General features: G+C 61.7%; 21 protein-coding genes. 8 read left to right on the forward strand and 13 right to left on the reverse strand.

All coding sequences use genetic code 11. The features are described 5' to 3' along the window. From AB7828_RS17500 to AB7828_RS17520, 5 genes are all read right to left on the reverse strand, one after another. Positions 1–759 carry a metal ABC transporter ATP-binding protein gene (locus tag AB7828_RS17500; protein ID WP_441230740.1) on the reverse strand — a complete coding sequence of 253 codons (759 nt, stop codon included), beginning with the start codon at positions 757–759 and terminating at the stop codon, positions 1–3. Next, positions 756–983: a hypothetical protein gene (locus tag AB7828_RS17505; protein WP_441230741.1), complete on the reverse strand. Its 228-nt coding sequence runs from the start codon at positions 981–983 to the stop codon at positions 756–758. The genes AB7828_RS17500 and AB7828_RS17505 overlap by 4 nt, the downstream gene beginning before the upstream one ends. A 38-nt stretch (positions 984–1,021) precedes the next feature. Further along, on the reverse strand, positions 1,022–1,396 hold the full coding sequence (crcB, locus tag AB7828_RS17510) for a fluoride efflux transporter CrcB (RefSeq protein WP_231079114.1): 375 nt from the start codon (positions 1,394–1,396) through the stop codon (positions 1,022–1,024). 170 nt (positions 1,397–1,566) lie between these two features. Then, positions 1,567–2,166 carry a superoxide dismutase gene (locus AB7828_RS17515; RefSeq protein ID WP_093757222.1) on the reverse strand — a complete coding sequence of 200 codons (600 nt, stop codon included), beginning with the start codon at positions 2,164–2,166 and terminating at the stop codon, positions 1,567–1,569. A gap of 122 nt (positions 2,167–2,288) precedes the next feature. Further along, positions 2,289–3,530, reverse strand: a complete 1,242-nt coding sequence (locus tag AB7828_RS17520) for an MFS transporter (RefSeq protein WP_441230742.1) — start codon at positions 3,528–3,530, stop codon at positions 2,289–2,291. A 116-nt stretch (positions 3,531–3,646) separates the two neighbouring features. Here AB7828_RS17520 and AB7828_RS17525 point away from each other — a divergent pair, with 116 nt between their 5' ends. Then, positions 3,647–4,171 (forward strand): GNAT family N-acetyltransferase, encoded by a 525-nt coding sequence (locus AB7828_RS17525; RefSeq protein WP_441230743.1) that lies wholly within the window; start codon positions 3,647–3,649, stop codon positions 4,169–4,171. A 144-nt stretch (positions 4,172–4,315) separates the two neighbouring features. Then, positions 4,316–4,759: a DUF2147 domain-containing protein gene (locus AB7828_RS17530; protein WP_309942903.1), complete on the forward strand. Its 444-nt coding sequence runs from the start codon at positions 4,316–4,318 to the stop codon at positions 4,757–4,759. A 15-nt stretch (positions 4,760–4,774) separates the two neighbouring features. On the opposite strand, the gene AB7828_RS17535 is transcribed toward AB7828_RS17530, so the two are convergent. From AB7828_RS17535 to AB7828_RS17555, 5 genes are all read right to left on the reverse strand, one after another. After that, positions 4,775–5,926: a DUF3095 domain-containing protein gene (locus AB7828_RS17535; RefSeq protein ID WP_441230744.1), complete on the reverse strand. Its 1,152-nt coding sequence runs from the start codon at positions 5,924–5,926 to the stop codon at positions 4,775–4,777. 91 nt (positions 5,927–6,017) lie between these two features. Continuing rightward, positions 6,018–7,322, reverse strand: coding sequence for a type III glutamate--ammonia ligase (gene glnT / locus AB7828_RS17540; RefSeq protein ID WP_441230745.1), 1,305 nt, complete (start codon positions 7,320–7,322; stop codon positions 6,018–6,020). A gap of 39 nt (positions 7,323–7,361) precedes the next feature. Further along, positions 7,362–8,693, reverse strand: a complete 1,332-nt coding sequence (locus tag AB7828_RS17545; RefSeq protein ID WP_089265768.1) for an FMN-binding glutamate synthase family protein — start codon at positions 8,691–8,693, stop codon at positions 7,362–7,364. Continuing rightward, positions 8,693–9,379, reverse strand: a complete 687-nt coding sequence (locus tag AB7828_RS17550) for a protein glxC (protein WP_441230746.1) — start codon at positions 9,377–9,379, stop codon at positions 8,693–8,695. The genes AB7828_RS17545 and AB7828_RS17550 overlap by 1 nt, the downstream gene beginning before the upstream one ends. After that, positions 9,379–10,272, reverse strand: a complete 894-nt coding sequence (locus AB7828_RS17555; protein ID WP_441230747.1) for a class II glutamine amidotransferase — start codon at positions 10,270–10,272, stop codon at positions 9,379–9,381. Before AB7828_RS17555 ends, AB7828_RS17550 begins: the two co-directional genes overlap by 1 nt. 140 nt (positions 10,273–10,412) lie before the next feature. On the opposite strand from AB7828_RS17555, the gene AB7828_RS17560 reads away from it, so the two are divergent. Next, entirely contained in the window at positions 10,413–11,069 is a 657-nt protein-coding gene (locus AB7828_RS17560; protein WP_441232261.1) for a helix-turn-helix domain-containing protein, read from the forward strand. Between the two features lie 3 nt (positions 11,070–11,072). Here AB7828_RS17560 and AB7828_RS17565 read toward each other — a convergent pair whose 3' ends face one another. The 3 genes from AB7828_RS17565 to AB7828_RS17575 all read right to left on the reverse strand — a co-directional run bounded on the left by AB7828_RS17565 (position 11,073) and on the right by AB7828_RS17575 (position 13,671). Further along, entirely contained in the window at positions 11,073–12,035 is a 963-nt protein-coding gene (locus tag AB7828_RS17565; RefSeq protein ID WP_441230748.1) for a GlxA family transcriptional regulator, read from the reverse strand. A 48-nt stretch (positions 12,036–12,083) separates the two neighbouring features. Beyond that, entirely contained in the window at positions 12,084–13,340 is a 1,257-nt protein-coding gene (locus AB7828_RS17570; RefSeq protein ID WP_441230749.1) for an aminopeptidase, read from the reverse strand. Positions 13,341–13,434: 94 nt separating this feature from the next. Further along, positions 13,435–13,671 (reverse strand): ribbon-helix-helix domain-containing protein, encoded by a 237-nt coding sequence (locus AB7828_RS17575; protein WP_089265762.1) that lies wholly within the window; start codon positions 13,669–13,671, stop codon positions 13,435–13,437. Positions 13,672–13,905: 234 nt separating this feature from the next. Between AB7828_RS17575 and AB7828_RS17580 the strand changes: the two genes are divergently transcribed. The 5 genes from AB7828_RS17580 to AB7828_RS17600 all read left to right on the forward strand — a co-directional run bounded on the left by AB7828_RS17580 (position 13,906) and on the right by AB7828_RS17600 (position 21,352). After that, entirely contained in the window at positions 13,906–15,456 is a 1,551-nt protein-coding gene (locus AB7828_RS17580) for a methyltransferase domain-containing protein (RefSeq protein ID WP_441230750.1), read from the forward strand. A gap of 411 nt (positions 15,457–15,867) precedes the next feature. Continuing rightward, positions 15,868–18,345 (forward strand): nitrite reductase large subunit NirB, encoded by a 2,478-nt coding sequence (gene nirB / locus AB7828_RS17585; RefSeq protein WP_441230751.1) that lies wholly within the window; start codon positions 15,868–15,870, stop codon positions 18,343–18,345. A gap of 2 nt (positions 18,346–18,347) precedes the next feature. Then, positions 18,348–18,692 (forward strand): nitrite reductase small subunit NirD, encoded by a 345-nt coding sequence (nirD, locus tag AB7828_RS17590; RefSeq protein ID WP_374725601.1) that lies wholly within the window; start codon positions 18,348–18,350, stop codon positions 18,690–18,692. A gap of 48 nt (positions 18,693–18,740) precedes the next feature. Next, positions 18,741–19,562: a formate/nitrite transporter family protein gene (locus AB7828_RS17595; protein WP_089265759.1), complete on the forward strand. Its 822-nt coding sequence runs from the start codon at positions 18,741–18,743 to the stop codon at positions 19,560–19,562. A gap of 71 nt (positions 19,563–19,633) precedes the next feature. Then, the gene (locus tag AB7828_RS17600) at positions 19,634–21,352 is read left to right on the forward strand and encodes a protein kinase domain-containing protein (protein ID WP_441230752.1); all 1,719 of its coding nucleotides are present in this window, start codon (positions 19,634–19,636) and stop codon (positions 21,350–21,352) included. The last annotated feature ends 138 nt before the right edge of the window (positions 21,353–21,490 follow it).

The following is a 21,490-nucleotide window of genomic DNA, read 5'->3' on the forward strand; positions in this document are numbered from 1 at the left end:
TCAGGCCGCCCGCGACTGCGTGGCATCAACGACGCAGGTGCCCGCGCCATCATCGAAGGCCTCGCACATGCGCCGGGCTTCAAGCAGGTTATCCGCCGTCAGCACCTGCTGGGTTGGACCCCAAGCCACAGAGCCGCGGGCGAGCAACAGCGTCTCCGGGAAATGCGAGCGCACCATCTCCATATCGTGCAGCGCCGCCAGCACCGTGCGCTTTTCGGCATGCCAGTGGCGCACCAGCGCAATCAGGTCCGCCGACGTCTTGGTATCGATCGCATTGAACGGCTCGTCGAGCACGATAACGCGTGCGTCCTGCAACAACACCCGCGCAAACAGCATCCGCTGCATCTGGCCGCCCGACAGCGTGCCGATATTGCGGTTCTCGAATCCATTGAGGCCGACGGAGGCGAGCGCCTGTCCAATTTGCGCACGCGCGGTCTTGCCAAGGCCGCCGAATATCCCGGTCGTGCGCCAAAGCCCTGTGCCGACGAAGTCGAACACCGAAATAGGGAATGTGCGGTCGATATCGACGCTCTGCGGCAGGTAAGCGATGTCGCGCGCCTTCAGGCCGCCAAGTGAGATCGCGCCCGTCAGCGGCTTCAGGATGCCGACGATGCCGCGAAACAGCGTGGATTTGCCGGCGCCGTTCGGCCCAACCACCGCGAGCAAACTGCCAGCGGCGATCTCGCCATTGAGGTGATGCACCGCCGGATGCCGGTCATAGCCCAGTGTGACGTTCTGGAAAGCGAGCTGTGCTGTCATGACGGCCTCATCGCCAGCAGAACCACCGCCCAGAGCGCTGCGGAGACCGCCAGCGCAGCCCCCAGCCGTGCGGGCAACGTCATGCGCAGGATCGACCAGGGCGCAGGCTGGGCCGGATGCGGGCTTGCCGGGCCATGGCTGTGGGTATGACCGTGGGAATGGGAATGCGCCATGAAATCGGGCCTGGCCAATGAATATCCGGCGCCAAGGCGCCTGACCCTCATTTATGTTATATTATAACATACCGCAAGCCCGGGAGGGCTCAGGCGAAGTGGCGGACCAGCGCCAGGCCGGCAAAAAGCCCGGCAATCGACAGCACCACCGACCCCAGCACATAGGCCAGGGCGAGGCCCAATTCGCCGCGCTCATAGAGCACTGCCGTATCCAGTGAAAAGGCCGAAAACGTCGTGTAGCCGCCGAGAATGCCGGTCATCAGGAACAACCGCCATGGCTGCGAGGCCTCACCCTTGTAAGCGAGATAGCCGGCGATCAGGCCCATCACCGCGGAGCCAGTGATGTTGATGATGAAGGTGCCCCACGGGAACGCCGTCCCCATGCAGCGAGCGCAGGTCATATTGATGACATGGCGCAAGGTGGCGCCAAGCCCGCCGCCGACAAAAACCAAAACATAATTCATCGAACACCCGCTGCGCTTGGTGGCTCACGTCATTCCGTTCTGCCGCAGCGTGTCTGCGGCGGCAAGTCGCAGCAGGCCGACCAAGACACGAAAACGTCACGACAACGAAAAAGGGCGGCAGCTCGCGCCACCGCCCTTCCCGCGCGTCATTAAACGCAAATCGAAAGCGATTAGACCGCCTTGCCGAACTGCTCGTCGACGTATTCCCAGTTCACAAGGTGATCGACGAACGCCTTGAGATAGTCCGGACGACGATTGCGATAGTCGATGTAGTAGGAGTGCTCCCAGACGTCGACGCCGAGGATCGGGGTCGCGCCATGGACCAGCGGGCTTTCGCCGTTCGCGGTCTTGGAGATTTCCAGCTTGCCGTTCTTGACCGAGAGCCAGGCCCAGCCGGAGCCGAACTGGCCAACGCCTGCAGCGGCGAAGTCGGTCTTGAACTTCTCGAGACCGCCGAGATCCTCGGTGATCTTCTTCTCCAGACGGCCGGGCAGCTTGTCGCCACCGCCGTTCGGCTTCATCCAGTTCCAGAAGTGGAGATGGTTGTAGTGCTGGCCGGCATTGTTGAAGAGCGCGGCATTCTTGCCGAACGAGCCCTTCACGATTTCTTCAAGCGATTTGCCTTCGAATTCGGTGCCCTTCAGCAGGTTGTTGCCGTTGGTCACGTAAGCCTGATGGTGCTTATCGTGATGGAATTCCAGCGTTTCCTTCGACATATGCGGCGCAAGCGCGTCATAGGCGTAAGGCAGATTGGGAAGCGTGAAGGTCATGGGTCAAGATCCGCAATAATGGGAGAGTTGGCTTAACGGGAACCCTTATAGAAGGTTCCGCCCGGCTCCGACACTCCCATCTTTGCGATCCCGATCGGCTCGCTATCCCGATCGCTTCGCGATCAGGCCGCGCTCGGCATTGCGGCGGGGACGGCATCGCGTCGCACCGGGGGCTTCACATTCATCAGCATCTGGAAGCATCCGGCGATCATCCCGATCACGACGGCGAATTGCCACGCACGGTCGTAATTGCCGAGATGCGAGAAGATCATTCCACCGCCCCAAGCGCCGAGGAAAGATCCCGCCTGATGGCTGAGGAAGGCGATACCGGTGAGCGTGGCCATGAAGCGCAGGCCGAACAACTGTGCCACGAGGCCGTTCACTAGTGGGACCACGCCGAGCCACAGCGATCCCAGCACGGCCGCGAAAATCATGGTCGTGGTAGGAGTTGCGGGAAAATAGAAGTAGGCGGCGAGCGCCAGCGAGCGGGCGATGTAAATTCCGCCGAGCAAAATCTGCTTCGGATAACGGCCGCCAAGCCAGCCAAAGGCATAGGAGCCAAACACATTGAACAGACCGACTATTGCCAGCGCGGTGGCGCCAAGCGACGCGTCGAGGCCGCAGATCGCCAGATAATTCGGCAGATGCGTGGTGATGAATACAAGCTGCAGGCCGCAGACAAAGAACGACAGCGCCAGCACGATATAGCCGGAATGGCCGAGCGCGGACTGCACCACTTCTCCCAAAGATTGCTGCAGCTCATCCGCCGGTGCGCGTTCGATCTTGTCGGACTGACCGGCAAACAGCGCAGCGGGGAGCATCACCGCAGCGAGGCCGAGAAAGCCGATCAGCGCCACTTGCCAGCCCGCCGTCGAGATCAGCGTCTGCGCCAGCGGCGACGCGATGACGAGACCGAGCGAACCTGCAGCCGACACCGCGCCCATGGTGACGCTGCGCTTGGCAGCGGACACACTGCGCGAGGCCACCGTCATGGTCATGCTCGACGCCGTACAGGACAGCGCGAGGCCGACGCAAAGACCGGCGCCAAGCGTGAACACCAGTGGCGTAGTCGCGACCATCATCAAAACGAGACCGGCGGCATAAATCAAAACGCCGGTGATCATGACGTGACGGGTGCCAAAGCGATCGGCGATGGCGCCGATGAATGGCTGCGAGATGCCCCAGATCACATTCTGCAAAGCGGTGGCCAGCGAGAAATCAGCCGTGGTGATGGCAGTGTCGCGCAGAATCGAGGGTTGAAACAGGCCGAAGCTCTGGCGCATGCCCATGGCCAGGCTGAGCAGCGTCGCCGCGCCGGCCAAAATCGCCCAGCGCTGGTATTTGGAGAGCTCCGCCTCAGTCATTCCAACGTTTCCTTGATCCCTAGAATATTATTCTCAGATAAGCACGGGATTCGACAGGTTTACTACCCTCGGACCGACCTATAAGGGCTGCACAAAGCGCAGAGGTGGCGACCGAAATGAGCATCGAAATCGAGATTGTGACCGGCGATGCCTCATGGCCGAGCGTCAAACCGCTGTTCGACCTGGTTTGGCCGCGCGAGGCGGTCGAGAAACTGCCCTGGGGACACGTGGTCTTCGCCTATCCCGAATTGCGGGTCATCGTGGAGGACGACGGACAGCCGGTCTGCCATGTCGGCCTGCATCGGCGCGAAGGCATATGGAAGGATCGCAAGACGCGGATTGGCGGCATCGGCGGCGTTGTGACGCACCCCGACTATCGTCGTCGCGGTCTGGCCAGTCTGGCGCTCACCGCCGCACTCCATACGCTGAAAGACGAACGCGCCACCGATTTTGCGCTGCTATTCTGTGAACCGCACAATCTGGATTTCTACACCCGCCGCAACTGGAAGCCGTTCACCGGCGAGGTCTATGCCGAACAGCACGGCGAGCGGGTACGCTTCGATGTCATGACCCCGCTGGTGTCCTACCTGAAGCGAGCGCCGCATGAAGGCGAGATGGACCTGTGCGGGCTGCCGTGGTGACCGCCACCGGTTGACCTGAGCAAGCTGCGTCAAATCGAATCGATCATGATCATTTGAGACGCTGAGTAATCTCAAACGCATCGCCGCGGCATTGCACAAATCCCATTTCTTGTTATGCAGACCGCCTGATCCGAGGAGACACGCATGGCCGCCAGATTCACTGTTATGATCGCATTGCTGGGTGCAGTGTTCGCAGGCTCCGCTGCGCAAGCCCAATCGGGCGGCGAAGCAACGGGTGTCTGGCAGACCCAGGCCGGCGATGCACAGGTGCGGGTCAGCAAATGCGGCACCATCCTGTGCGGCACCGTCGTCTCGCTGCGCGACAAGATCGATCCGCAGACCGGCAAGCCGCCGATCGACGACAAGAATCCCGATCCCGCGCTGGCTAAACGTTCGATGATCGGTGTTCACCTGTTCTACGATATGCGCCCTACCGGAGCGAACACGTGGTCGGGCCGGATCTATAATGCCGATGACGGGAAGATCTATACCAGCAACGTGGCGCTGGTCGGCCCTAACACGCTGAAGGTCGAAGGCTGTGTCGGCGCATTCTGCGGTGGCGAGAACTGGACCCGCGTCGGCCGGTAACTCAGTTCGCTTCTCTCAGACTGACATGGCCTTCAACGCGGTGGCCGCCGAGGCATAACCGCCGCGCGCGCCGTCGATGAAATGAACGTGATCGCTGCGGATGGCTGACGGCGTGAAACACGTCATCATCGCCGCATCCTGCCGATGCAGGCCATAGCGCACCGTTCCTTCCGAGCCCGCCGCAACAAGACGCTGCTCCAGCGCGCGTTCGAGATCGGGCGTGCAATCCAGAATCATGCGCAGGCTGTCGTCATATTTGCGGAAATCCGAGTTCTCGACCAACTGCTGCACATAGGTCTTCGGCACGAAGCCGCCGACGCTAATGCCAAAACGCATCAACACAAAAACGAACAGCGTTCGCGTCGTCACCCAGATACGAAAGCGCGAAAGCGATTTCGCGCCGCGGCCAGCTCGGATTTCGTAGCCGAGACCCGCGGGCGGCCACGTCATCGCGGGACCGCCTGCGGGTACGGGACGGCCCGCATTTGGACTGCGTTCGACCAGCGCGATAATGTCTTCGATGACGCGGCGAAATGCGGATGGCTCGGCGCCCGCTGCGGCCGTCACCAGCACCGACAGGATCAAACCATGCGCCGATGGAATTTCCTCGAAACGACATGAGAGCCCGGAGAGATCGGGATAGGTCCCGACAGGTGCCGGCGTCACCGCGAATTCGCCGCGCTTCATCGCGGCCTCTGCCCAGCCCAATCCGCCACCGGAAAACATCGCATAGGACACATTCTTCGATGGACCGAAGCGCGCCACGCGCACGTCCGGCCCCTGCGCACGGATGTCCTTGATCGGGACCAGGGCCACCCGCATCACGAGATCGAGATCGTGCTTCACCCAGGTCGCCGTCGCCGCCAAAGCCCCGCGGGCGCGATCGAGATCGTCCGGTGAGACTGCGAAGCTCGCGCCATCGCCGCCGAACACGAACGGGAATTCGCGGCCGTCCAGCGCATTGGTCACGGCCGCGATGACGGCAGCGCCGGCCATGTTGACGGCCTTGTAGCGCTGTTCGGCGATGGCCTTGGTGGATTCCACGATATCGGCGACGCCGATGATCCAGTCATCCGGCAGCGGCATGTACAAAGCCGGGTCCATCACCCGGTCGAAACCGTAAAATATTGAAATGCCGTCGTAAAACGCGCTGACGCCGGTCGTCATGGTGCGAAATGATCCTGCGACAACGTTGCGTCAACCCAATGACGCTCCTGAGGCAGAACTCATAGCACGCAATTTCGACGAACGTGCGGTATCAGCAATCCAAAGTCGTCTGCCGCTCCCATTCGGTGAGCTGACGGCAGTGCTCATTCCAGTCGCTGTGTTTGAGCTTGAGATACGATCCGACCACGACCTCGCCGAGCTGCGCCTTCAACACGTCGGATGCTTCGAGCGCCCGCAATGCATCGAGCAGGTTCAGCGGCAGCTGCTTTGCCTTCGGTACCTTCGCGCCTTCCGTATACATATTGATGTCGAGGCGCGGGCCGGGATCGCGGCTGGTGGCCATGCCGTCGAGACCAGCGGCGAGCAAGGTCGCCGGCAGCAGATAGGGATTCACCGCACCATCGGGCAAACGGAATTCGAACCGGCCCGCATCGGGAATGCGGATCATATGCGTGCGATTGTTGCCGCCGTAGGTCACCGTGTTCGGCGACCATGTCGCGCCCGAGAGCGTGCGCGGCGCATTGATGCGCTTGTAGGAATTCACCGTGGGATTGGTGATAGCGCAAACCGCTTCGGCCGAATGAACGAGGCCGCCGATGAAGTGATAGGCCGTCTTCGAGAGACCCAACTCGCCGCTCTCGTCCTCGAACACGTTCGAGCCGTCCTTGGTCGACCATAGTGACGCATGGACGTGGCAGCCGTTGCCAGTGAGATTGGCAAACGGCTTCGGCATGAAGGTCGCCTTGTAGCCGTGCTTTTCGGCAATCGACTTGACCATAAACTTAAAGAACGCGTGGCGATCGGCGGTCTTCAGCGCGGTGTCGAACTCCCAGTTCATCTCGAACTGGCCGTTGGCGTCTTCATGATCGTTCTGATAGGGCTTCCAGCCGAGCGCAATCATCGCATCACAGATTTCGGCGACGATCTCGTAGCGCCGCATCAGCGCCTGCTGGTCGTAGCATGGTTTGCTCTGCTGATCTGCCGGATCGGAAATCGCGGTGCCATCTGGTGAGATCAGAAAATACTCGCATTCGACGCCGGTCTTGAGTTCGACGCCTTGCCCCGCCGCCTTAGCAATGAGGCCTTTCAGCACCTGACGCGGATTCTGCGCCACGGGCTTGCCGCCCATATAAAGATCCCCGGTGACCCAGGCGACGCCGGGCTTCCATGGCAGCAGCGTCAGCGTATCCATGTCCGGCATCACGAGGACATCGGGGTCGGCTGGAGTCATGTCGAACCATGCCGCGAAACCGGCAAAGCCCGCTCCGGACTTGGCGACGCCGTCCATCGCGGTCGCCGGCACCAGCTTGGCGCGCATGCCGCCGAACAGATCGACGAAGGCGATGAGGAAATATTTGAGATCGTGTTGCTTGGCTAGTTCGGTCCAGGTCGTCATTGACACGCGCTCCGAAGATCATCCAGCCATAATGGCTCGTTAGATATTGCTGCCGGGAATCCAGTTCGTTCCCGCGAGAGGGACCCTCGCCATGGCCGCCGACTCCATTGTCAGCGCCACCAGATCTTCCGGTTCGAGATTGTGGACGTGGCTCTTGCCGCAAGCGCGTGCGATGGTCTGCGCTTCCAGCGTCATCACAGAGAGATAGTTTGCGAGCTTGCGGCCGGCGATCACGGGATCGAGCCGCGCGGCCAGCAAAGGATCCTGCGTGGTGATGCCAGCGGGATCGCGGCCTTCATGCCAGTCATCATAGGCGCCGGCGGTGGTGCCGAGCTTCTGGTACTCGGCTTCCAGCGCCGGATCATTATCGCCGAGCGCGATCAGCGCGGCCGTGCCGATCGCCACCGCATCCGCGCCAAGCGCAAGACACTTGGCCACATCAGCGCCATTACGGATGCCGCCGGAGACGATGAGCTGCACCTTGCGATGCATGCCGAGATCCTGCAGCGCCTTCACCGCAGGCGGGATCGCGCACATCGTCGGCAGGCCGACATTCTCGATGAACACATCCTGCGTCGCAGCCGTCCCGCCCTGCATGCCGTCGAGCACGATGGCATCGGCGCCGGATTTCACCGCGAGCGCGATATCGTAATACGGGCGTGAGGCACCGACCTTCACGTAAATGGGGATATTCCAGTCGGTGATCTCGCGCAGTTCCTGGATCTTGATTTCGAGATCGTCGGGCCCGGTCCAGTCCGGATGCCGGCACGCCGAGCGCTGGTCGATGCCGACGGGCAGACGGCGCATGCCGGCGACGCGCTCGGTAATCTTCTGGCCGAGCAACATGCCGCCGCCACCGGGCTTGGCGCCCTGCCCGACCACGACTTCAATTGCATCGGCCTTACGCAGGTCGTCCGGATTCATGCCGTAACGCGACGGCAGCACCTGATAGACGAGCAGATCGGAATGACCACGCTCTTCCGGCGTCATGCCGCCGTCGCCTGTGGTGGTGGATGTGCCGACCGCCGATGCGCCGCGACCGAGCGCTTCCTTGGCGGGACCGGACAGCGCACCGAAGCTCATGCCAGCGATGGTGATTGGAATCTTCAGATGAATCGGCTTCTTGGCGAAACGCGCGCCGATGACGACATCGGTGGCGCATTTCTCCCGGTAACCTTCGAGGGGATAGCGGCTGATCGAGGCGCCAAGAAACAGCAGATCGTCGAAATGCGGCAGCTTGCGCTTGGCGCCGGCGCCGCGGATGTCATAGATGCCGGTCGCGGCCGCACGGCGAATTTCCGCAATGGCTGCATCATCGAAGGTCGCGGACTTGCGCGGCGGCGTATGGATCCAGCGGTCTTGCGCGCTCATCAGTATGATCCGACGTTATCGATGTGGAAGTGATAGAGCTTACGCGCCGAGCCGTAGCGCTTGAACTCGTCGGGGCTGACGCCTTCGACGCCGGCTTCATCGAGCAGCCGCCTCAACTCGGTCTTGTGTTCGTCCTTGAGCGGCTTCTCGATGCAATCCGCACCAAGGCTGGCGACGGAGCCGCGCACGAAGAGCTGCGCCTCATAGATGGAATCGCCGAGTGCCTCGCCGGCATCGCCGAGCACCACGAGCTTGCCGGCCTGCGCCATGAAGGCGGAGAGATGGCCGACCGAGCCCTTCACGACGATATCGATGCCCTTCATGGAGATGCCGCAACGCGCGGACGCATTGCCGTCGATCACCAGCAGGCCACCATTGCCGCTGGCGCCAGCAGCCTGCGAGGCATCGCCCGTGACATGGACGCGGCCCGACATCATGTTTTCGGCGACACCCTGCCCGGCATTGCCGCGCACGGTGACGCGCGCCTGCTTGTTCATACCGGCGCAGTAATAGCCGACGTGTCCGTCGATCTCGATCTCGACCGGAAAATCGAGACCGACCGCGATATTGTGCTGGCCGCGCGGATTGGTGACGGTCCAGTGTGTCTCGTTGGTGCTGGGTGTCAGCCTGTGCAGAGCGCCGTTAAGTTCGCGCAGCGGCGACGAAGCGAGATCGACCGTGGGCATCAGTGACGCTCCCACAAATAGACTTTGGCGGGTTCGGGCTCCCAGAGCTTTGCCGTATCGATGCCGGGCAGATCGACCAGCGCACGATATTCAGTGCCGAAAGCAACCCAGCGATCGGTCTCGGCCATCACGGCCGGCTTGCAGGCGATGGGATCGCGCAGCACGCCGAAGCCGGTCTCGGTGCCGATGACGAATGTGTAGAAGCCATCGAGCGCGGCGAGCGACGACGTCATCGCATCCTGCAGCGAAGCACCGGCGGCCATTTGCGATGAGATATAGCCGGCGGCGACTTCGGAATCGTTTTCGGTGCGGAACGTCATGCCCTGGCGGATCAACTCGCGGCGAACGTCATTGTGGTTCGACAACGAACCGTTATGCACGAGGCACTGGTCCGTGCCCGTGGTGAAGGGATGCGCGCCATTGGTGGTCACTGCAGACTCCGTCGCCATGCGGGTGTGGCCGACGGCATGGGTGCCGGCCATCGCGTTCAGACCAAAGCGCTTGGCCACGTCAGCGGGCAGACCGACTTCCTTGAACACGGCCATGCGCCGGCCCCGTGCAACCATGTCGACGTCTTTCATGCCGAGGAGCGCAGATGCCACGGCAGCCTCGCGATCGGTGGGGATGCTGATGACAGCGTGGGTGTCGTGCACCTGATATGCAATCGGCGCACCGGCGACCTTGCCGAGCGACGCCACCAATGCAGCGAAATCAAACGACGGCGCGGCACGCAGCGTCAGCTTGATCTGTCCGGCATCGCCGTCGCCATAAACAGCAAAGCCTGCAGAGTCAGGGCCGCGATCGCTCAGCGCTTCCAGCATGCCGGAGAGCAACCCGCCTAATTCGGGGGCCAGCTTTTGATCTTTCAGAAACAGACCGGCAATGCCGCACATGGCTCGCGTCTCGCTCGTTGAATGCGCGTGGACCTTGCCCGAAACAAAACCGCCATGTCAACCACAGAGAAAATAGTTTTCCTGACAAGAAATATTGCTATTGTCGGGAAATCAACGCTGCAGGAAACGCCATCGTGAAAGTGAAACCGAAGAAAACGAAATCATCGCCCGCCCGCTCAAAGCTGGAGGAGCTGCGCACCGGTTCGAACGCGCCGCTGGAAGTCGGTGGCTCCCTGGAATCCAAGATCGGCAATGAAGTGCGGCAGCTCCGCAAGGAGCTGGAGCTGACGGTGGCCGAGCTCAGCACATCGGCGGGCATCTCGACCGGCATGTTGTCGAAGATCGAGACCGGCAGCATCTCCGCATCGCTGGGGACGTTGAATGCACTATCGAAAGCGCTCAACGTGCCGATCTCCAGATTCTTTCGCGAGACCGAGGAAGAGCGCGATTGCTCTTTCGTGAAAGCCGGTACGGGTGTCAAGATCGAGCGACGCGGCACCAAGTCCGGCCATCACTATCAACTGCTCGGCCATTCGATCCACGGCGAGCTCGGCGTCGAGCCCTATCTGATCACGCTGAACGAGGACGCCGAGGCCTATAGTAACTTTCGTCACGCCGGCGTCGAGATGATCTACATGCTGACAGGCAAGGTGCGCTATCGCCATGCCGACCAGACCTATCTGATGGAGCCCGGCGACACGCTGTTCTTCGACGCAGCCGCGCAGCACGGCCCGGAAGAACTGGTGAAGGCGCCTATGACGTATCTGTCTGTGATTATTTATCCGCGGCGGAGCTAGGCCTCACTTCGCCTTGCTCTTCCCCGACATCCGGTCCTGCGACGGTGGCACATCGAAGGCCCGCCGATACATCCGTGCGAAATGGCTGGCGCTGGCGAAGCCGCATTCGGCCGAGACCTCGACCACCGGCATACTGGTCTGCTGCAGCAGTGCACGAGCTTTCCCGAGGCGCAGGGTCATGTAATGCTGCTCAATGGTTACGCCGAGATGTGCGGTGAACAGCCGCTCGAGCTGGCGCACGGACACGCCGGCCGTTTTTGCCAGCTCGTCGCGCGGCGCAGGGCTGGCCAGACGCCGTTCCATCACGGTGACCGCCGAGAGCACGGCGCGATTGCTGGTGCCGAGGCGCTCGCGCAATGAAATGCGCTGGCTGTCGTCGCCGAGCCGCACGGCGGTTTGCAGAAACCAGTCACTGACTTTCGCTGCCAGTGCCTGGCCGTGATCCCGGCGGATGATGGCGTGCATCATGTCGAGCGCGGCGACACCACCGGCGCAGGTGAGCCGGTTGCTATCGATCTCGAACAGCGTACGCGTCGGCTCGATCTCGGGAAAGGCCTCGATGAACGCATCGAGATGCTCCCAATGGATCGTGCAGCGAACGCCATCGAGTATGCCAGCCTTGGCCAGAATGAACGGCCCACCGGAGACACCGCCGACGGCGCAGCCCGCGCGCGCGAGGCGACGTAGCCACGCCAGCGTCTTGGCATCATCGAAACCAGCGGGATTGCCGCCGGCACAAACCAGCACCGTGTCGTAACGCACGCTGTCGGCAATGGTGTGATCGGACGCCACCGACAATCCGTTCGACGCCAGGATCGCGTCGGCGCCGGTCGAGATCTGCAGCCACTGATACAGTTTCTTGCCGGCCAGCACATTGGCGGCGCGCAGCGGTTCGATCGCCGAGGCGAAGGACATCAGCGCGAAGCCGTCGATCAGGAGAAAGCCGACGCGGTGGGGCTGGGCCATAGATTTGAAGACTCAGTTTCCGCGCCCGTTCAGATCATAGCTGCAGCGTTACGCCCACTCGCCCTTGCGGAACACCGGCACGCGGCGGCCATCGCTGTGAACACCGTCGATATCGATCTCGCCGGAGCCGATCATCCAGTCGATATGGATGAAGCTCTTGTTGCCGCCCTGCGCCGCGATCTGCTCGGGCGTGAGATCGCCGCCATTGACGAAGCACTTCGAATAGCACTGGCCGAGCGCGATATGGCATGCGGCATTCTCGTCGAACAGCGTGTTGTAGAACAAGAGGCCACTCGCCGAGATCGGCGACGAATGCGGCACCAGCGCCACTTCGCCGAGCCGACGCGAGCCTTCGTCGGTGTCGAGCACCTTGTTGAGTACTTCCTCGCCGCGCGAGGCCTTTGCCTCGACGATCTTGCCGTCCTCGAAGCGCACCGCGATGTCGTCGATCAGCGTACCTTGGTAAGATAACGGCTTGGTTGATCGGACATGACCGTTGACACGCGCGGCATGCGGCGTGGTGAAGACTTCCTCGGTTGGGATATTGGCGTTGCAGATGATGCCGTTCTTGGCGGTCGACGCGCCGCCTTCCCATTCATGGCCGTCGGCAAGACCCACCACAAGATCGGTGCCCGGCCCGGTGAAATGCAGCGCATGGAAGCGCTGGCCGTTCAGCCATTCGGTGCGGCTACGCAACGCAGCATTGTGCTTCGCCCAGGCGGCGATGGGATCGGCATTGTCGACGCGCGACGCCGCGAAGATCGCGTCCGCAAGCTTCTGTACGGCAACGTCGTCTTCGTCACCGGGAAACACCTGCTTGGCCCAGGACAGCGTGGGATAAGCGATGATATTCCAGTTGATGTCGAAGCCAGCGATCTTCTGCAGCGCCGGCTGATAAGCGATGGAATTCGCCTTGCTGGCGCGCGAGACCTTGGCGGGATCTTCGTTCGACAGCAGCATCGGATTGTCGCCGACGATGGCAAGGCGCGCGGTGTTGTTGCCGAGCGCTTTGGCCATGCCCTCATAAAGCCAGCCGGCGGCGCGATCGAACGACACATCGTGGCCGTAGCGGTAGCGCGCCAACGTCATCTCTTCATCGGAGAAAAACGGCGTCACCAGACCTGCGCCGGCCTTGTAGGCATGTTCAGCGATCTTGCGCACCAGCGGCAGCGCCGCGGCGGGGCCGGTCAGCAGCAGATCCTGCCCCGGCGCAAGTTGCAGCCCAACTTTCACGGCGACTTCGGCCAGACGGTCGAGCTTCACGGGATCGATGGGGGTGGACAAATTGCGCTGGTGAACGGTCATGCAGAGGCCCTGACTGATGTGGAAGTGGCTGGACCGAATGTAGGCGCAGATGCGCCTTGCCGCCAGCCGGTCCGCCGCAGGGCTTACCGGACGCCTACGACAGCCCGGACTGCGGGACGAGGGCCTGGTAATGGGCCAGCGCGTAAAGCCTGATCGCCGAGGACAGGTTGTTCTGCTGTCGGTTCTTGTCGATCTCGCCGACGAGCTGCGACATCGTGATCCGGCGCATGCCGGCGATCTCCTTCAGCGCCGTCCAGAACGCCTCTTCGAGACTGACGCTCGTCTTGTGTCCGGCGACGACGATCGATCGCTTTACGACGGGTGATTTCACCGCGCCTTCTCCATTTCATTTCCGCCCAGTGGTCGTTTTTCTTTCAGGACAGCTTATACGGATTGGAACCCGCGGCAACAGATCAGATGATGCGACCTTAGACGACTACGCATCGCGCAACCTGATATCAGAAACACAACCTCTGCGGCACAATCGCCACCTTGTTTTCGCGGCGCGCATTGAGCAGAAGCAGCATAGCGCACAACTTCGGATTCGACTTTCCTGACTGACTCGATGGATTCCACTACGCTCGCACTTCCGGACGCCCGATACGTCGCCGATCAGATCGATCGCTGGATGCGCGAGCACGCCGCTTTTGCGCTGCTGATGGAACAATCCGACAGTGCAAGTTCGGCGCTGCGACAGTTTGCGGCGATGAGCCGCAATCTTGGTCAGCGCAATACAGCGATCGACGCGCTGCTGGCTGCACTAGCGTTGATGCCGACGGATGTTGTCGCCTGGCGCGCGCTTGCTTCGGACTACCAGTTGAGTGGGCGCGACGAACTGGCTGAAGCATGCGCGCGACAGGCGCTCGCCATCGATCCGGACCACGCAACGACATGGCTGCAATATGCGAGCCTCGCCTACCGGCTGCAGCGTATCAATGATGCTGAAGCGGCCTATCTGCGCGCTCTGTCCGGCGATGCCTCGCTTGGCGACGCTCATCTCGGCCTGGGCGTGCTGTATCTCGGCTCCCGCCGTCCCGAGCAAGCGATCGTGCATCTGCAACGCGCACTATCTTGGGGCGGCATCGACGCGGTCACGCATCTTTGCCTCGGACAGGCCTTCTACATGGCCGGCCGGTTTGGCGAGAGCGCCGATGCCTTGGCAACCGCAAACGGCTTTGTGCCGCTGGAAGGCGTGACACTGCGTCTCTACGCCCGCGCGCGTACCTTTGCTTCGATGCTGGACGGCGACATTCAGGGCGCCATCGACCGCTACCCGACACTTGCGGGACAGGAGACCGAGCCATTGGATGAGGTCTTGCGCACCGCATTCGCGCTGTTCAGCGCCTATGGCATGCATGAAGCCGCTGCCACGGTCGGACATCTGCGACTGGAAGGCCAGCCGGACGATCCCGTGCAGCGCTACTTGCTGGATGCCGTCGGTGGACAGACACATGATCGCGCACCGGCAGCCTATGTCGAAGCGCACTTCGACGAATTCGCCGCAGGCTTCGACAGCAAGCTTGTGGACATTCTTGGCTACAAGGTGCCGCAGCAACTCGCCGATATGATTGCGTCCCGCCGACCGACACTTGCGACCATTCTGGATCTCGGCTGCGGAACGGGGTTGGCTGCAGAGCCACTCGGGCGGTTCGGCGCGCGACTGACCGGCATCGACCTGTCGGGGAAGATGCTCGCCATCGCAACACGGCGGAACGCCTATCACGACCTTATCAAGGCCGATGTCGTGAGCTATCTCGCGGACAGCCCGCGCAGCTTCGACCTCGTCTTCGCTGCCGATCTTCTGATCTATCTCGGCCGGCTGGAAGAACTCATCGGCCTGATTGCGCGCGTGCTCCCTGCGGGTGGCCTCTTCGCAGCAAGCATCGAGGACGCGGGTCACGGCGACTTCACGTTGCTCTCGTCAGGCAGGTTCGCCCATAGCGAGACATATTTCGAAACCTGCGCCGCGAAGGACTTCGAAATCGCATGCAAGGAGAATTCCGAGCTGCGCCTCGAAGCAGGGCGCCCTGCCCTCGGCACGCTTTACCTGCTGCGTCGCCGTGCCCGGCCGAGCACCGAGAACGGCCAGCTCACTACCGCAACAATCCACCAATAAATTGACGAGATCTTCGCCGGCGCGCGTCCGCCTTCGAACCTGTTGTCTGCACAGATCGGGAGCCACCTCGAACCTGAAGCGCACCGCACAAGATTTAATCACCTGCCTAGGAAATCAGTAATGCCGCTCGTTTTAATGGCACGACTAATCTGCGACAGCCGAGCTCATTTAGAAATAGTCGAAAAATCAGAATGTTAGACGACAGGTACGTTGGCACGCCATTTGCTAATAATATCTACGTCAATGATGACCGCCGTCCGCCGGATGCTGAAACCGCTGCTGGTTTCAAGCGCAGGGACACAGCTCGCTTCCTGATTGTCAGGTGCGAAGCGGTCATCGTGACTCCATCCCTACCGGGTTTGGTGTGCGAGTTCCTGTTTCCGATCGACAGCGGTCCAAACAGGTTTGCACATGCTCGATCAACCGAATGCAAAGAAGCTGAAGCTCGTCATCCTCGGCAACGGCATGGCCGCCGGCCGCGTCATGGACGAGCTGTTCGCACGCGCACCAGACCGCTACGACGTAGTGGTGTTCGGCGCGGAGCCGCGTGTTAATTACGACCGCATCATGCTGTCGCCGGTGCTCTCCGGCGAGAAGGCATATGACGACATTCTGATCCACACCGATGAGTGGTACGCGACCAACAAGGTTGATCTCAGGCGCGGCGAACTCGTCGTCGCGATCGATCGCGTTGCGAAAACCGTCACCACACAGTCCGGCGCGGTCGAAGCTTATGACACGCTGATTATCGCAACCGGCTCGAAGCCGGTCCTCATTCCGGTACCCGGCGCGGAACTGCCCGGCGTCGTCACCTATCGCGATCTCGACGACGTCAACTTGATGCTCGATGCAGCTGGCAAGGGCGGCCACGCTGTCGTCATCGGCGGTGGTTTGCTCGGCCTCGAGGCTGCAGCCGGCCTCGCCATGCGCGGCATGACAACGACCGTTGTCCATCTGATGCCAACACTGATGGAGCGCCAACTCGATCCCAATGCCGCTTATCTGTTGCAAAAGGCGATCGAGGCGCGCGGCATCGAGGTGCTGACCGGAGCCAACACAGCAGCCATCCTCGGTGACACATGTGTCGAGTCAGTCCGGCTCGACGATGGTCGGACCCTACCGGCCGATCTCGTCGTGATGGCGGTCGGCATCCGCCCGAACACCGCACTCGCCAAGCTAGCCGACCTCAACGTCAAGCGCGGCATCGTCGTGGACGATCATCTGCGGACCAGCGACGACAACATCTATGCGGTCGGCGAGTGCGTCGAGCATCGCGGCCAGTGCTACGGCCTTGTCGCGCCCCTGTATGACATGGCGAAGACCCTCGCGGCGACCCTCGCCGGCGAAACCGTGGACGGCTATATCGGCTCGACCACCTCGACCAAGCTGAAAGTCACCGGCGTAGACCTGTTCTCGGCCGGCGATTTCGCCGAAGGCGACGTCAAGGATGAGATCGTGCTGCGCGATCCTGCCCGAGGCATCTACAAGCGTGTCGTCTTGCGCGACGACCGCATCATCGGCGCGGTGCTCTATGGCGATACGGCCGACGGCTCCTGGTATTTCGACCTCCTCAAAAAGAACGTCGATATCGGCGCCATGCGCAACGCGCTGATCCTCGGTCAGGCCTATCAGGGCGGCGTTGCACTCGATCCGATCGCTGCTGTCGCAGCGTTGCCGGACGATGCCGAAATCTGCGGCTGCAACGGCGTGTGCAAGGGCGCGATCACGCAGGCGATCACCGCCCACGGCCTCACCACCCTCGATGACGTGCGCGCCCGCACCAAGGCATCGGCCTCCTGTGGCCAGTGCACGGCGAAGGTGGAATCGCTGCTCGCGGCCACGCTTGGCGACAATTACTCCGCCGCCGGCCGCAAGCCGATGTGCAAATGCACCGACCTCACCCACAGCGAAGTCCGTGGCTTCATTCTCTCGAAGGAGTTGAAGTCCGTTCCCGCCGTGATGCAGGAACTGGCGTGGAAAACCTCCTGCGGCTGTCCGTCCTGCCGCCCGGCGCTGAACTATTATCTACTCTGCGCGTGGCCAGGCGAATATGCCGACGATGCGCAATCGCGCTACATCAACGAGCGCGTCCACGCCAACATCCAGAAGGACGGCACCTTCTCCGTTGTGCCGCGCATGTGGGGCGGCCTGACCACCCCTGACGAACTACGCGCCATCGCCGACGTCGCCGACCGCTTCAAGATTCCGACGGTGAAAGTCACTGGCGGCCAACGCATCGATCTGCTGGGCGTGCGGAAGGAAGATCTGCCCGCGGTGTGGGCGCAACTCAACAGTGCGGGCCTCGTCTCCGGCGCGGCCTATGCCAAGGGCCTGCGCACGGTGAAGACCTGCGTCGGCTCCGAATGGTGCCGCTTCGGCACGCAGGATTCGACCGGTCTCGGCGTCAAGCTCGAGCGCTTCATGTGCGGCTCATGGGCGCCTGCGAAAGTGAAGCTCGGCGTCTCCGGCTGCCCGCGCAACTGCGCGGAATCCACGGTGAAGGACATCGGCGTGATCTGCGTCGAATCCGGCTACGACATCCACATCGCCGGTGCGGCAGGCCTGCATGTCCGCCAGACCGATCTGCTTGGCCATGTCGATACCGAGGATGAGGCGATCGAATACATCGCTGCCTTCATGCAGATGTACCGCGAGGAAGCGGGCTATCTCGAACGCGTCTGGAAGTGGGTCGAAAACGCCGGCCTCGACAAGGTACGCGCGGCGATCATGGATGACGCCGACAACCGCCGCGCGCTGCTGGCGCGCTTCGAGAAATCACAGCGCGCGGTCCGCAAGGATCCCTGGGCCGAACGCGCCGCCGGCCGCGAACAGCATGAGTTTACGCCGCTCGCAACACTCAACTCGATTATAGCCGTCCCGGCAGAATGAACATGACAATGGTCCCATCCAACGACTTCTGGTTCGACGTCGGTCCACTGCGCGCGATCCCGCAACGCGGCGCGCGCACGGTGAAGACTCCGCGGCGCGAGATCGCGGTATTCCGCACCGCCAGCGACGAGGTGTTTGCGCTGGAAAATCGCTGCCCGCACAAGGGCGGTCCACTTAGTGAAGGCATCGTGCACGGTCGCAAGGTCGCCTGCCCGCTGCATAACTGGATCATCAATCTCGATGACGGCGAAGCCTCAGGCGCTGACAAGGGCTGCGCGCGCAGCTTCCCGGTCAAGCTCGAGAACGGCCGCATCTATCTCAACATGAGCGTCGCCGCCGCCCCATAGGCGCACGCCACGTCAACCGAACCCCGCTCCAAAGAAAGTTTTCAAGTAATGGCCTATCTAGTCCCTTCGGAATTCGTGACCAAGATGGTGGATGCCGGCGAATCCAAGATCTTCATGTCCACGCGCGACACCATCATCCGCGCCTTCATGGCCGGCGCTATCCTGGCACTCGCTGCGGTGTTCGCCGTCACCGTCACGGTGCAAACAGGCTATCCGATTATCGGCGCGATCCTCTTCCCGGTCGGTTTCTGCATGCTCTATCTGCTGGGTTTCGACCTGCTCACCGGCGTCTTCGTGCTGACGCCCCTCGCATTGCTTGACAAGCGCCCCGGCGTCACTGTCGGCGGCGTGCTGCGCAATTGGGGGCTCGTCTTCGTTGGCAACTTCATGGGTGCGATCATCGTCGCCATCATGATGTCAATCGTGTTCACCTTCGGTTTCTCGACGCCGCCGGACAAGGTGGGTCAGGTGATCGGCCATATCGGCGAAGGCCGGACGCTCGGCTATGCGCAGTACGGCGCAGCCGGCATGCTGACGCTGTTCATCCGCGGCATGCTCTGCAACTGGATGGTCTCAACCGGCGTGGTCGGCGCGATGATCTCAACGACCGTCAGCGGCAAAGTCATCGCGATGTGGATGCCGGTTATGGTCTTCTTCGCGATGACGTTCGAGCATTCGATCGTCAACATGTTCCTGTTCCCTGCCGGCCTGATGCTCGGCGGCAAGTTCACGATCATGGATTACATCATCTGGAACGAGATTCCGACCGTGCTCGGCAACCTCATTGGCGGTCTTACCTTCACCGGCCTGACGCTGTATGCAACACACATCAAGACAGCTCCGAAGCGCGTTGCTAGTCTCGCCCGCTAGGCCGCCCCGCAATCCTCGCAACACGACGCCCCGGCTTCTCCAGCTGGGGCGTCATTTTATTAGTGTGACCCATGCCGCGTGAATTGACGATTTCGATCGGCCAGCATTCGGACAGGGGCCGCAAAGACACCAATCAGGATTTCCACGGCGCCCTGATTCCGACCGAGCCGCTGTTGAGCCTCAAAGGCATTGCCGTCGTCATCGCCGACGGCATCAGCAGCAGCGCGGTCAGCGGCGAAGCCAGCGAATCTGCGGTCAAATCGTTTCTCACCGACTATTATTGCACATCCGAATCCTGGTCGGTGAAGACATCGGCGCAACGCGTCATCGCTGCGACCAATTCGTGGCTGCAATCCCAGACCCAGCGCGGCCGCTACCATTACGACAAGGATCGCGGCTATGTCTGCACCCTGAGTGCAATGGTGATACGCGCACGCGCAGCGCACCTCTTTCATGTCGGCGATTCCCGCATCTATCGCGTATCGGACCGCGCACTCGAGCAACTTACCACCGACCATCGCGTCGTAATCTCATCCGAGCAGAGCTACCTCGCCCGCGCGCTTGGCGTGAACCCGCAAATCGAGATCGACTATCAGGCGCTGCAGATCGACGACGGCGACGTCTACATCCTTGCCACCGACGGCGTCTATGATTTCGTCGGGGCGCGCTTCATCACTTCGGCGATCGCCGATCACGCGGACGATCTCGACGCCGCCGCGAAGCTGATCGTCGACGAGGCCTATGCACAGAACAGCCCGGACAACCTCACCGTGCAGATCGTGCGGATCGATGCGGTGCCGGACGGCGAGGCCAGCGACATTCTGATGTCGCAATTGCCGCTGCCACCGCTGCTTGAAGCCCGCATGGCCTTCGACGGCTACAGGATCATACGCGAACTGCACGGCAGCAGCCGCAGCCACATCTATCTCGCGATCGATGTGGAGAGCGACGAACAGGTCGTCATCAAGATTCCGTCAATCGATCTGCGCGACGACCCGGTCTATCTCAAGCGGTTCATGATCGAGGAATGGGTAGCGCGGCGTATCGACAGCGGGCATGTGCTGAAGCCGTGCCGACAGTCGCGCAAGCGCAACTACCTCTATATCGTCGCCGAATTCATCGAAGGCCAGACACTGAAGCAGTGGATGCTCGACAATCCGAAGCCGGATTTGGAAACCGTGCGCGGCATCACCGAGCAGATCGCACGCGGCTTGCAGGCGTTCCATCGGATGGAGATGATCCATCAGGACATTCGGCCAGACAATATCATGATCGACAAGACGGGCACGGTGAAGATCATCGATTTTGGTTCGACCCGCGTCAACGGCGTCGCCGAAGCTGATTCACCCGGCAAGCACAGCGACATTCTCGGCACGCCGCAATACACCGCACCCGAGTTGTTTTTCGGCAAGCGCGCCACATCGCAATCCGACCTCTATGCGCTTGGGACCCTCACCTATCAGATGCTGTCCGGGACGCTGCCTTACGGAGCGGAGGTCGCGAAGGCGACGACGGCCGCACAGCACCGCAAGCTGCGCTATCGATCTCTACTCAACGATGCCAGCGATATCCCGGAATGGATCGACGGCGTGTTGCGCAAGGCCGTGCACGCCGACCCGGCGAAGCGCTACGACGAACTCTCCGAATATGTTTACGACCTGCGCAATCCGAAGGCGGAGTTTCTCAACCTTCCGACCGCGCCGCTACTTGAGCGCAATCCGAACATGGTCTGGAAGGGCCTATCGTTGCTGCTCGCCATAGCTGTCGTGGTATTGCTGGCGAGGCACTAATGGCGTAGCTAGCCAGGCCCGCACCTCTCTTGGAAGACTCACATTTTTCCCCACGAAAACACTTGGAACACCGGCTCCGCGATATCCAGTCGGATAGTCACCACACTTCATCTCGGCCCAATACTCATGACTCGATGA

Origin of the sequence: Tardiphaga sp. 215_C5_N2_1 (assembly GCF_052076055.1) — a bacterium.
GTDB classification, from domain to species: Bacteria; Pseudomonadota; Alphaproteobacteria; order Rhizobiales; family Xanthobacteraceae; genus Tardiphaga; species Tardiphaga robiniae.